General features: G+C 46.4%; 6 protein-coding genes. 1 reads left to right on the forward strand and 5 read right to left on the reverse strand.

Annotated elements, in window-relative coordinates; translation table 11 throughout:
* Nucleotides 1-3: 3 nt before the first annotated feature.
* The 4 genes from GBK04_RS18075 to GBK04_RS18090 form a co-directional block, all read right to left on the reverse strand.
* Nucleotides 4-1,824 (reverse strand): RagB/SusD family nutrient uptake outer membrane protein, encoded by a 1,821-nt coding sequence (locus GBK04_RS18075; RefSeq protein WP_152762046.1) that lies wholly within the window; start codon nucleotides 1,822-1,824, stop codon nucleotides 4-6.
* Nucleotides 1,825-1,835: 11 nt separating this feature from the next.
* On the reverse strand, nucleotides 1,836-5,117 hold the full coding sequence (locus GBK04_RS18080; RefSeq protein ID WP_152762048.1) for a SusC/RagA family TonB-linked outer membrane protein: 3,282 nt from the start codon (nucleotides 5,115-5,117) through the stop codon (nucleotides 1,836-1,838).
* A gap of 648 nt (nucleotides 5,118-5,765) precedes the next feature.
* Nucleotides 5,766-7,718, reverse strand: coding sequence for a RagB/SusD family nutrient uptake outer membrane protein (locus tag GBK04_RS18085; RefSeq protein ID WP_152762050.1), 1,953 nt, complete (start codon nucleotides 7,716-7,718; stop codon nucleotides 5,766-5,768).
* Nucleotides 7,719-7,824: 106 nt separating this feature from the next.
* On the reverse strand, nucleotides 7,825-10,911 hold the full coding sequence (locus GBK04_RS18090; protein ID WP_152762052.1) for a SusC/RagA family TonB-linked outer membrane protein: 3,087 nt from the start codon (nucleotides 10,909-10,911) through the stop codon (nucleotides 7,825-7,827).
* A gap of 875 nt (nucleotides 10,912-11,786) precedes the next feature.
* On the opposite strand from GBK04_RS18090, the gene pelA reads away from it, so the two are divergent.
* Nucleotides 11,787-12,734 carry a pectate lyase gene (gene pelA / locus GBK04_RS18095; RefSeq protein ID WP_373331089.1) on the forward strand — a complete coding sequence of 316 codons (948 nt, stop codon included), beginning with the start codon at nucleotides 11,787-11,789 and terminating at the stop codon, nucleotides 12,732-12,734.
* A 26-nt stretch (nucleotides 12,735-12,760) separates the two neighbouring features.
* On the opposite strand, the gene GBK04_RS18100 is transcribed toward pelA, so the two are convergent.
* Nucleotides 12,761-13,771 (reverse strand): LacI family DNA-binding transcriptional regulator, encoded by a 1,011-nt coding sequence (locus tag GBK04_RS18100; protein ID WP_152762054.1) that lies wholly within the window; start codon nucleotides 13,769-13,771, stop codon nucleotides 12,761-12,763.
* Nucleotides 13,772-13,876: the final 105 nt, after the last annotated feature.

The raw sequence follows: 13,876 nt of genomic DNA on the forward strand, positions 1-13,876 counted from the left end.
GTCTTATTGAAATCTGTAGCCGCTGTTGTCCAGCTTACCCTGGCTGTTGGTGATGGCTTCCGCCGGGATGGGGAAGATGTACCTGGCCACGCCGGGTTGGGGGCCATTGTAGTAATTCTCCCAGTCTTTCAGAATCCATTCGGCGTAGGTAGTTACGCTGTTGGATAAACCAGCCAGAAAAGGTACCCGATTCCAGCTTTCATCGGGAGCACCAATGTACTTCCGGTTGGGGTTCAGCACAACGAATTCGCCACTTGAGTTACGTTTCCAATACATATAGTCCGGCAGATTGGAGTACTCACCCGTTCCGGTGAAGGCGGCGTCGGCCATTTTCTTCAATTCCGTCACGGTCTCCTTCACTTTATCCGAGTATAGGTTCCAGCGGATCAGCTCATACTTGCGGATCATTTCTCCGCCAAATTCCCAGGCCCGCTCGTCTACCAGGGCGTTAAAGAAATCTTGCTTACTACCCGAAATGCCCTGCACGTACTGATCCACTTTTGTGTTCCATTGGCCGGGATCGAACGCGCGCTGACGGACTCTTTTCAAAGCGTCCTGCGCCTTTGCCGTAGGTCCGTTGAGTTCATTTTCGGCTTCAGCGTACATGAGCAGTACATCAGGGTAACGCATCATGGGCCAGTTGATGCCGGTACCCTTGGCGGTAGAGGGGCCGGGAGGGGTATCAAGAAAGTGGCGGCTCCATTTTCCCTGGGCAATGTTATTCACATTCGAAATAAATTCCTTCTGGAAGCTGGTGTTGATTTTATAAAGTGCGCACGTCACGTCACGGCGCACGTCCGTGGTATCGAAGGAGAAGTAATACGTGACCGGAATCCCCATGTAGTTATTACCTGAACCGTAGCTGTGGGCCGCCGTGGTACCTCCGTCCACCGTGATGCCGATGTTCCAGGCAACGTCACCGTTACCGAGGGCAAAAGGAATTTCGAAAAGTACGTCACTGTTTACGGGCGTAATGAATTTGCTTTCATTCAGGAAAACCTGGCGGAAATCTCTCGGTAACTCGCGGTCTTTGAGCGTGATCAGCTTTTCGGTGTATTTCCGGGCTATTTCGTAGTACTCCAGATAATCAGCTTTCCGCTCCATTTTCAGTTCCGGGGTAAGAAAGTACCCCCCGCGTTGCAGGGCAAGCCGACCGATCATACCCAACGTAAATTCCCGGTTGACTTGCTCGATGCCGTAGGTAGCCTGATCGGCCCACAGCATTTTTTCTTCTACGTTGATCAAGTCGTCAATGACCTGCGTAAGAATCAGATTCCGGTCTTCCCGGGTCAGGTAAAAATCCTGGCCCGCTTTCGGCGCTTCCCGCACGTTGGGTACATCGCCAAAGTAATAAATCAGCATGCTGTACCAGTAAGCCCGCAGGGTGTACACCTCGCCCAGCATGTGGTTCATCTGTTTGATTGAGGCCGCATCGGATGACTGTAACACACTGCTTGCTTCTATACCTTCGATGGCAATGTTGCAATCGCGGATGGATGTATAGGCTGCATTCCAGAACTGACGCAAGTCGCCGTTGCCCGGTACCGCATTCAGGTTCCAGATCTGATGGCGGTCGCCCGTAGAGCCCCAACCGCTCTGGCGTTCGATGTCGGTATTTCCAGTCATGTTGTTGGAAAGCCTTGAACGGAAACCATCAGTACCGAAGGAGACGTAGGCTGCATTTACCCCTTTCCTGGCATCATCAATGTTGGAATAGATGTAGGCCGTGTTAAAGGTCGAAAGCGATACCGGATCAAGAAAGTCCTTGCAGGAAGACAAAGCGCAGATGATCGCCAGGGAAAATATTATATTTCTTTTTTTCATTGTTTTGAGAATTAAAAAGTGATGTTCACACCGAAGGTATACGAGCGGCTTCTGGGGAAAGAAGAGTAGTCAACGCCCGGCGTGAGCCCCTGATAACCCGTGTTTCGTGAGGTACTTACCTCCGGATCGAAGCCTGAGTACTTGGTCCACAAGTGCAGGTTATTCCCGGTCGCATACACCCGTAGCTGCGACATTTTCAGCTTGGAAATCCATTCTTTAGGGAAAGAATAGCCGATATTGAGGTTGTTCAAACGAAGGAAAGAGCCGTTTTCCACCGCCCAGGAATGAATAACGGTTTGGGCATCGCCTAGTCCGTGCGGAGACCAGATATTTTTCCCGGCATTCAGTTCCGCCAGTTGGCCCAGGTCGGTCACGATACCCCCTGGGGTACCCGTGTACGAACCGTCCACGTCCAGGTAGGTAAACCGGTTTTCCATAGACATGGAAGTGAGCAGGTTGCCGTAGGTTACCCTTCTGAACTGATTATACTGCAGCTTGCCCGTATTATACACGTCGTTACCGTACGACCAGTTGAAGAATAAGGAAAAGTCAAAACCCTTGTAGCGCGAATTGAGCCCGAAGCCTCCCTGCGCCTGCGGTAGGGTATTGCCGATCACTTGGCGGTCGTTGCTGTTAATGATGCCGTCGCCATCCAGATCTTTCAATTTCAGGAAGCCAGGGCGTAAATTGGTGTTACCTACCACGCCACCGGCATTGGGTACCCCCTCTTTCAGAATGTATTTTTTTGATACTTCGTCGTAAGCCGAGAAATCGTCAACACTGTAATAGCCGTCTGTGACATACCCGTAGATATCCCCCAGGGTACCCCCGATTTTCACGTAGAAGTCGTCCTGATCCCGCAAATCAGTGCTTGCCCAGTTGGACTGGAAAAACCGGGATTCGGTACCATCGAGCTTTTCCACTTTTGCCTTATTCCGACCCACGTTAAAATTCGCCGATAACATAAAGTCAGGACGATCGATCAGATAAGCCGTCAGACCAAGCTCGATACCGCGGTTCGACGTAACACCCACGTTGTTCCATTGGGTAGTAAATCCGGTGCTCGAAGGAATGACCGATCGGAGCAGCAAGTCTTTGGTCGTATTGTGATACACGTCCATACTACCTTCCAGCTTGTGCTCGAAAAAGGAGAAGTCGACTCCGGCGTTGCGGTTAATGGTCGTTTCCCAAACCAGATTAGGATTGTACAGTGTCGATCCCGAAGGGGTATAGTAGGTATTGTCAAAATTGCCAAATCCCGGTCCCCGCAACGTCGATCCCTGAAACAGAAACTGGGTGGCGGTGGCGTCGATCCGGTCATTTCCCGTAGCTCCATAACTAACGCGCAGTTTAAGTTCGTCGATAGCATTGAACTGTTTCAGGAAAGGTTCTTCCGAAATCTTCCAGCCAAGCGCGGCAGCCGGGAAAAACCCGAGCCGGTTTTCTTTGGCAAACTTGCTGGAAGCATCGGCCCGAAACGTTACCGTAGCCAGGTACTTGTCTTTCAATTGGTAATTTACCCGACCAAAGCCCGACATTCGGTTGGAGTTGGTAAGTTCGCGGGTTTCATGACGGTCGGTACGGCCAAACGTCATATTCGCAAACAGTTCCTGCGGCGTGATCGATTCGCGGAAGTCCTCCGACCGGACAAAACTATAATCCCCGCCAGAAGCATAAAGCTCCTGCCCAAACAGGAAGTCGAGTCGGTGACTTCCCATGTCCGGCATTTTGTAATTCAGCGTATTCAGCCAGCGATAGGAGAACGATTCATTTTCCGTTTTCTCCCCAAGCGGCAGGCTACTGCCGTTATTGAACGATTCGCCGGTGAGCGGGCCATAATAACGAAGGTTCTTGTCAAAAGACTGGGAAGACGTGAAGGTAGTTTTGAAGTCCAGATTCGTAAGGATATTCCAGTTCAGGGCGCCACTCAGAATATAATCATTAGTAGTTCGCTCCCGCCAGTCCTGCTTGGCCAGCTTCACCGGGCTCACCAGGCTGAGCAAAAACGACTGGTAGTCGTCGTCGCTGTTTATGTTGGTCAGGTCGATCTCCAATTCGTCGGCGACACCGTTGACTGGCCGGGTCTGCACCGCATCTTTAATGTTAATCTGGGCATTGCCGGAGGTACCCGCCCCATCGACCACCGTATTGGTAATCCGGGTAAAAGCTTCAAAAGTCAGTTTCTTGGAAATATTCTGGTTTAGCTTGAAGTTGAGTACATTTCTCGTAAATCCGGAGCCGATCAACAGCCCCTCGTCGGTGTTGTTGGTGAGACTCAGGCTTAGCTTGGTTTTTTCGGTGCCGCCGCTCAGGCTCAGGTTGTGGTACTGCGAAGTCCGCGGGCTACCGAATAATTCTTCCTGCCAGTCAGTACCTTTCTTTTCCTGATACAGATCGTAATCCTGGTACTTGCCGAAAAACTTTTCAAAAGAGTTTACGTCGGACTGCGAACGCAGTTTGGCCCTTTCGTAATTGACCAATACGTACTCATATGGCGATAGTACCTTATAGCTGCGATTTTTCGGTAATTGTTTGAACTGCATGAAGCCATTGTACGACACCGACACTTTGCCGGCGGTCGGATTTTTGGTGGTAATAACGATTACGCCATTAGAGGCCTGTGCTCCATAAATGGCAGTGGCCGACGCATCTTTAAGAACGTTGATACTCTGAATATCCGTAGGAGGAATATCCCGAATGCTACTGACGATGAACCCGTCCACTACGTACAAAGGTGAATTGTCCTGTGTGATGGAGCCTCCGCCCCGGACGCGGATCACGACTTCGGCATCGGGCGATCCGTCGGAAGTAAGAACACTTACCCCTGGCATGCGGCCGGTCATGGCCTGGGCGGCGTTGGCTACGGGAATATTTTTGAGTTCGCGGGCCCCCATGGTAGCTACCGAACCGGTCATGTCCGTTTTCTTGACGGTTCCATACCCAAAGTCAACCACCACCACTTCTTCCAGATTGTTCACATCAGCTTCCAGCACTACATCGACGATCGATTTGCCTTCGATGGGTACCTCTTTTGAAACCATTCCTATAAACGAGAAAACGAGGACTGCGTTGCCGGAGGCCGTAATCTGATACTTTCCGTTTACGTCGGTAATGACGCCCACGTTTGTATCCTTAACCCGGACCGAAACTCCGGGAAGTCCCTCTCGCTGTGAGTCGGTCACCAGACCACTCACTTTGCCCTGCCCCAGTGCCATATCGGGAGTGTGAAGAATTAATAAGAACAAAATTGCCACAGCAGCAATCCTGTTCAGGTAAGGACAAGGTTTACTCATGCTAGGTAGATGTTAAAAGTTGAATTGATAGTAGTTGTTATTTTTACTGGATAACGAGTGTACGGAATATAGAAAGACACAAAGCTTTAAGGTCGCCGGTATCTGGCCAGGATTGCCTGCTGCGGTCAGGCATTTGGAGTTATTAAATACGGAGAAATAATCTAAACAATAATTGTTGAGGGAAGCCACAGCCCGGAATTTTAAAGAGCATTCGAAATGGGCCCCCGTAATGTTCATTTACGCTCCGGATTTTCTACTTTCCAGAGAAACTAGAAACAAAAAACAACTACCTTCCAAGAGTCTGACGGATGTTTATTCCTTACGCAAGATGGACGCCATTCTTTGATTAAAGAAAGATTTTATTGACTTTTTTTACGCAATCGTTGCCGGGATCGATCCCGGCAACGATTGCGTAAAAAAAGCAAGTTTCCCATTTGTAAGTGGCCAAAGCGGCATCAGTGTATAGATTTCGGGTGGACGGGTTTTAGTAGTTCTGAGCAGAATTGATACATACTAATATCTAGATTTATTAGATCCAAAACCTCGATTATAAATTTTACTATTACAATCGAAAAAGTATAGTTTTTAAAAAAACAAGGTTGACCCAATTGGGGCAACCTTGTTAAAGATTTTTCTGACTATTCTATTTTAATATCCAGGATTTTGCATATTCTGTTTTTCACTTGAAGTCAGCGCATTTCCATTACTGAAAATTGCATCAAGGAACGTTTGCGGTATGGGTCTTAAAACATGATAATCTTTAATATATTGAGCAGCTCCAGGGTTATATGCTTTGGCTCTTGATACTAATGTTTTCGTACGACTCAAATCTTCCCAGCGATGAAATTCTCCACAAAGTTCTCGTGTACGTTCATTTAAAATAAGGGCAAGCATCTTGTCATAATCGCTAGATAAACCCAGTTTTGTAATTACAGCTTGGTCTTCTTCTGGAAGATTTGAAATGCTTGAAATTTCCAAATCAGTTGCCGCAGTAGTTACAGGGATATTATTTGATTCATAGTATGAATTTTCAGTCATAAATGAATTCAGATCTACGTTTTGATTTAGTGGAGAAACTACATAAGCAGCAGCACCATCGGTATAAGAAGATCTGTTTTCACCTGACTTATAGGCCGCTCTTTTTCTCAAAGCATTGATATAGGGCAGTGCATCGCTGTATGAACCCTGACCAAGCTTGACAAGCCGAATTTTTGCTTCGGCAGCCATTAAATAGGTTTCAGCCGAACGGGCCACGATCTCATCGCGCATCCCACGATTGTCATTAATAGCAATGCGAGCTGCATCGAAGTGCTTGGTCAATGAAGGGAAACGAGGTTCGACCATTAATCCAATTCCGTCAGCAGCATAAGCCACATAAGCATTAGGGACAGTCTTTTTTGTCTTTTCATAAACGTACTCTCCTGAAAGTTTGGTTTTAGCAAAACGGGTATCATTTTTACTATTGATAATATAAATAACACCTAAATCACCATTTGCATAAATACCACTTCCTTTATTCAGTCTATGCTTTGTCCTGAAAGTTTTCCAAAAACGAGAATCATTCACATGATTATAAATGTCGTACGTGAAGTACGTGGGGGATAACCTACTATATGGACGCATCCCGGTCAAATCGCGCTGCATATAAGGCAGATCATCGTAACGAGCGGTAAATATAACGTGAGAAAAGTTGAAAGTAGTGGAAGAAAGGTCGCTTGTGAACTGGGCTGAAAGTATGAGCTCAGGCAAGGTTTCATTAGTCCCATTTGGTTTTGTATAATTCCAAATATCACCAAAATTTGCAGCCAGTGGGTGGTGGGCAATCACTTCATCCGCTAAACTTACTACTTTGGCGAGGTCGGCGGCCTTAGTCGAAGAATTCCACGAATCGTTTATTTCACTGGCTCTGGAAAGTAAGGCTTTTGCCAAATAGTGAGCTGCTGCATCTTTTGTAATTCTGGCGGGAGCCCCAGCCGTATTATCCAAAAGCTCGTAGGCTTGTGTCAAGTCAGCAATTACCTGTTTGTAAACCTCTTCGGCTGTGGCACGGGTAAACTCCAATTCTACGGTAGTACTTACATCCAATTTCAAGGGTACCCCTCCATATTGACGCACCAAATGAAGGTAATTGAATCCACGCATAAAATAGCCTTCTCCCAATGCCGTTTTTTTGATGGCATTGCTGGTAGAGTTAATTTCGGTTGCTGCTTTTATGATCTGATTGGCAAGGCTTATACCTACGTAATAGTTATCCCAGGCAGCATTAGCTGCAACAGTATTCGAATTGGTGGTTGTTACGATAGACTGAAAGGCTCCGTCGTAGTTGTTCCAGGGCGCATTTGAGCCGTCACCACCCACATGAAACTCGTCGGTTCCATAATTAGTTGTAGCAAATTGCACCTCATTACTAAAAGGGATGGCAAAAACTTTATTGTAGGCACCTATTACCAAAGACTGAATACCTGCTTCTGTATTATAAAAATCGGTGCTTCGTTGGGTCGTAAGATCTTCGTTCAGAAAGTCATCATTGCAGGAAGTCATAGCCAGCAAAGCCATTGCTATCATCCCTGCTTTTATGTTTTTATTGAATATTCTCTTCATTATTTCGATGTTTAAAGGACTGAAGCAAACCTGGTTTGCATTGAAATTTTTATAAAATACTTCTCATTGAGTTTTATGAGGCTAATAGCTGTCAGCTACCTATAGATTAAAACTCAATGTTAATACCCGCTGTAAAGCCTCTATTCCACGCAGAGCTTCTCAGATCAAGATCTATCCAGTCAACTTTGTTGAAAACCATACCTGGATTTAAAGCTTGCACATAAATACGAGAGTGGCTCAATCCAATGCTTTTTGAAATTTTATCCGGAATTGAATAGCCTAGAGAAATATTTCTGATTTTGAGGAACGAGCCACTTCTATAGCCCAGGATAGGATAGAATGGGTCGCCTGATGCTTCGGTATATATCGGTTTTTGATAGTCTGAATTGGTATTATTAATTGTATAATAGTCAACCAAACGCTGGTTGAAACGACCGGTAAGCCCCTCACCTCCTGTATCATAATAATAACCCATACGTCCATACAAGAAAATGGAAAGAGAAATACCTTTATAATCGAAAGAATTGGTCAGACCGAGCAAAAACTTCGGAATTGTACTTCCTATAATCACACGGTCATTATTCGCATCAATTTTATAATCGCCGTTTTGGTCAACAGGTCTTGCATTACCCGCTGAAAAATTGTGTCCGTTGGCATTGAATTTTGCCATTTCTTCGGCATCTGATTCCTGCCAGATTCCATTCGATTCATACCCATAAATAACACTCTGACTTTGATTAATAAACCAGCCATTGTTGATGTCGTCTTGTGGACCATTCGCCAAAGTTATGATATGGTTGTCCTGCCATGAACCATTGAATGTAGTATTCCATTCAAAACCACCTTTACTGATATTAAGCGTATTCAACGTCAAGTCAATGCCTTGGCTGGCTGTTTTGCCTACGTTTGCATAAGTATCAATAAAGCCCGTTACAGAAGGAATCGTTTTCTTTAATAATAAGTCGGTTGTTTGAGAAGTGTAGTAATCCAAACTACCTGAAATTCTTTTTCCAAATAGAATGAAGTCTGTGCCAAAGTTATACTGCTTTGTTTTTTCCCATGTCAAATCCTGATTTGCCATCGTGGAAGAGTTTGCGACACCGGCTCCCAACGTTGCATTAAATGGATAGAATAACGGACTTAAACCACCTTTTGTAGAATAAGGGTCAATGGCTGCGTTACCCGTCACCCCTACACCAGCGCGCAGTTTAAGTAAGTTTATCCAGTTCATGCCCGAAAAGAAGTTTTCCCTGTCCAATCTCCAACCCAAAGCAGTACTTGGGAAAAATGCCCATTTATGACCAGCAGAAAGCTGAGAAGCTCCGTCATAACGCCCAGATACAGTGACTAAGAATCTGCCATCAAAGTCATAATTTACACGCCCCATATACGAACGTAACTGACGTTCTACCAATCCTGAGTTCCAGGATGAAAGAGCTAAATTGCTAGTGGAAAGAGCATTCCATTTTTGGCTGGAAAACGGAATGTTATCGGCTCCCATCGAACTCGATTCGAAGCGATATTGTGTTTGCGTTTGCAGCGCAGTGATTCCAATCTGATGCTTATTGAATACTTTGTTATAATAAAGTATATTGTCTAAGGTATATGACAAAGACTGTTCTTTTGCTAAGGAAGCATAGCTTGAACCCGCCCTGACAACCGATTTCGAATCGAGGAATACACCATCACGATTTGTGGAAAGATCCGGCCCGAAATTCATTCTGTATTTCAAACCCTCTAAAAACTTCGCGAAAGAGCCGAAATTTATTTCAGAGTACAAACTTCCAAAAGCTCTGATATTTACACGCTGATCTTGCGAATACATGGCTTCGTCGACCACTGTCTTTACCGCAATGTCCCCACCCGGGAATTCAACTCTATTGCCATCCGCATCATACGGCACAGTATAAGCGAAAATAGCCCTTGCACTTTCATATAAACCTGCCGTATTTACTAAGGAGTTTCTGCCGACCGTTGACTGTCCGTATTCGTTTACACCATAGGTAGTGCTCAAACTTCCGCCAAAATTCAACCAGTTGGTTGCTTTGATATCAACACTTACTTTTCCAGTATACCGGTTATATCCTTGCCCAACGATAGTACCCTGATTACTTAGGTAACCAAAAGAACCATACGCTTTCATTTTTTCGGTACCCCCGCTGGCACTCAACGTATGTTGCTGAGTAATGGCGGTTTGGGTTACAATGTCAACCCAATCGGTTGTTTCAACCTTCGAGGCATCCCAGGTCCCACCTGCCCAGCCTTTCAGGATATTGTTCCAGGCGGAAGGGTCCGACGAACCTAAGAATATTGTAAAGTCATTGGTTTGTGTAGGCTGGTCGCCACGAGGGAAAACCGCTGGGTTCGAATAATACTTTGCCCATCTTCTGTATTCGATATATTCAGCAGCATTCATCAACTGCGACCTGTTTTGCAGTGTTTCGGTCGTTACTGCTGAGTTAAGGCTCAACGTAAATTTGCCATTCTTACCTCTTTTAGTCGTAATTATTACAACCCCATTTGCTCCGCGTGAACCGTAAATAGCCGTTGCCGATGCATCTTTTAAAACGTCAATCGATTCAATATCATTAGGGTTGATGTTATCAATACCTCCTGAAATCAGAGGGATACCATCTACGACATACAATGGAGAATTGGAAGCTGTCAATGAACGAACACCTCTGATATTGATACTTCCCAATTGCCCCGGGCGTTCATTTGAGGAAATGTCAACTCCGGCAGCCCGGCCCTGCAACCCTTGCAGGGCGTTCGCCACGGGCCTTTCATTTAATTGTTCTGAACTTACACTGACTATGGAGCCGGTCACATCCGATTTCTTCTGTTCACCGTAACCAACTACCACAATTTCATTCAGCAAAGCTGTTTCGCTTTCCAGGACTATATTGTAAACAGCCTGACTACCTACCTGAACTTCGGCATTTTTATAGCCGATGAACGAGTATTTTAGCACCTCCCCAGCTTCAGCCTGAATGGTATATTTCCCATCAACATCGGTCTGCACGCCCCGTGTGGTACCTTTTACAACAATACTGACGCCCGGCATCCCTTGCCCATTTTCGTCAGTCACCGTACCCGAAACCCCCTTCATTTGTGCCAACAGAAGAAAAGGGGTGAGCAGTAAGATACAGAGTAGCATGAAGCGATGGAAATTGTAGAATTTTGATTGTCTCATAAAATTGCATATTTAAAATAGTAATCTTTTTGAAAGTATTTGTGATCAATATAATTGTCCGACAGGCCAGAGTTTGCATCCTAAAAAAGTCGAAGGAACAAAATAATAATTGATATTTTAGCTATAATCTCGGTAATAGAAATTGCTAATTATTCCGCAATGAACATTATTTTATTGTTTAATTTAACAAGATCAGTCCTGCCAATAAACCGATGTAGATCTGGTATTTTATATCTAATTTTTTTAAGCCGTATTTTCATCAGCTACTATTTATTTTACCAGCCAATTTTTAATCATAATCCTTAATCGGTGTGCAGGTATACTAGATTTTTATCACGATTTCTGCTTCATTCCAACCAGTATAGGTGTCTCGCTTTTTTGAAATATATCGGCCAAAAGGATAAAATCAACACGCTTATCAACTCTTGGTAAGGGTCAATTATTTCTTACTTTATCGCTATTTATCAATGCAAGATAGACCTCGTTATTTTATTTTGTCAAGATTTAATTGGCTTTTTTTACGCAATCGTTGCCGGGATCGATCCCGGCAACGATTGCGTAAAAAAAGCTGGTTCATGTGTTGGAAGCTAGCTCTCCTCTGCCAAACTTTAATCCTCGCTTTACCTGCGATCACAATATTTTGAAGATCAAACGGATGTTTTTTTTCGAATCAATTCAGGAAATATTGGATAGCCAGACACAAAACTGTGGGTTGTTAGCCGACAAAAAATAGGGTGATGAAATTATTAAATACAACATCAATGACTCGCTGGAAGAGGCATAGTAGTATGTTCCTGTTTCTTTTTAGTATTTCTGTTTGGCATTTTTCCGCCGCTGGTTATACGCAGGAGACAATTGACCCGATTGCTGAACGAATGTTGCTATTCCAGCGCGACAATGGCGGATGGCCCCAACCGGGCGGTGACGCCATCGACTATTCTCTGCAACTCACACCAGAGCAGCAGCAGCTGCTGGTCCAGAACAAGGTACGGCTCGATGCTACCATCGATGACAAGGCCACTACTCATGAAATTAACTACCTGGTCAGCGCTTTCCAGAAAACACAAAACCCTGCCTACCTTCAGTCAGCCGAACGGGGTATCCGGTACCTTCTGGCCGCCCAGCAAGCCAGCGGTGGCTGGGCGCAGTTTTATCCGGATTCGAGCGGCTACCGCAAGCAGATTACCTACAACGATAACGCCATGATTGACGTACTGTGGGTGATGCGATACACCGCGGAGGGCACCAAAGGCTTCGACGCAGTCGACAAAGCCCTTGTATTGCCAGCCCAACAGGCGGTGGAGCGTGGCATTGCCTGCATCCTGAATACGCAGTACATACAGAATGGTACCCGTACCGCCTGGTGCGCCCAACACGACCGGATCACCCTGTTGCCTACCCATGCCCGAAAGTTTGAGCTGCCATCGTTGAGCGGAGGTGAAAGCGTGGGAATCCTGAGGTTTTTGATGAGCCTTGAAAATCCGTCACCCGCAGTGAAAGAAGCCGTTCGGGCGGGGGTAGCCTGGCTCGATTCGGTACGGCTGACGGGTATTGCTACCAAAATCGTTAGCGCCCCGCAACTACCGAGAGGGAAGGATATGGTGGTAGTAGCTGATTCCAACTCGACCCTGTGGGCGCGTTTTTACGAACTCGATACCAACCGGCCGTTTTTTTGTGGGCGCGATGGTATCAAAAAATACAGCCTGGCAGAAATCGATCCCGAACGCCGGACGGGCTATGCCTGGTATGGTACCTGGCCCGCCCAATTGCTGGCCCGAGAATATCCGAAATGGCTGAAGAAATGGGATGGATCAATGCGATGAGCTATCGAAAATCGATTGACTGGGAGCTACGTCAACCGGGAAGAAGCCCGGACCACCAGCCGCGTAGGTATACTGATTCGGCCGACTCTGAGGGTATCGGCCTTCATTTCGATGAGGTCGATCAATTGCTGAGCGGCCATGCGGCCGATTTCCAACGCGGGCTGTTCGACCGCGCTGAGGGCTGGGTCCAGCAAATCAGCCACGGGGGTATTGGTAAAGCCTACGAGCGAAACGGTCTCTGGAATGGCTATATTTCGCTTTTTCAGCGCGGCCAGACAACTAATGGCGAGCCGATCGCTGGCGGCTAAAAAGGCATCGGGGGCCTGGGTCAAAAGATCGTTGATAACCGGCCCCACGTCGGTCTGTCCAAAGTCGGTGTAGCGGACCAGGTTTTCGTCATACCCCAGCCCGTACCGTTCGAGGGCAGCCCGGTAGCCGGCCAGGCGTTCCTGGGTGATGGAAATATACGAGGGTATGGTGATGTGCGCGATGCGTCGTCGTCCCGTTTCAATCAGGTGCTCGGTGGCGGCAAAAGCGCCGCCAAAGTTGTCGGAAGTGACACAGGGTACGTCCAGTTCGGCCGAAACGCGGTCGAATAGCACAATGGGTAGCTTCTTCTCCTGCAGGCTTTGCAAGAGCGACACATCCGAGGTGCTGCTGGAAAGGGAGATAAGCAGACCATCGGCTTTACGGTCAATGGCCTGCCGCAAAGTCACCAGTTCACGTTCGTAGGATTCGTGGCTTTGGAAAATAAACACATAATAACCCCGGAGGTAAGCGGCGGCCTCGATGCCGTTGATGACCTCCGAGAAAAAGTTATTGGCAATTTGCGGAACGATCACCCCGATGATGCGACTGCGGTTTTCTTTCAGACTCCGTGCAATCTGATTAGGCCTATAGTTGAACTGTTTGGCATAATCGAGCACGAGCCTTTTAGTTTCCGGGCTGATTTCATAACTGTCCCGCAAAGCCCGTGAAACGGTCGATGTGGACAGATCCAGGGCGCGGGCAATATCTTTAATTGTGATTGAATCCAATAGTTAGTCTCAGTCAGGTACAAAACTTAAATCAGCGTGACCGTTTCCAAAGAAAAGAACCGACAGTAAAACAATTACTTATTTTCTGATTCCCTGGTCACCAAT

Origin of the sequence: Salmonirosea aquatica (genome assembly GCF_009296315.1) — a bacterium.
Classification (GTDB): Bacteria; Bacteroidota; Bacteroidia; order Cytophagales; family Spirosomataceae; genus Salmonirosea; species Salmonirosea aquatica.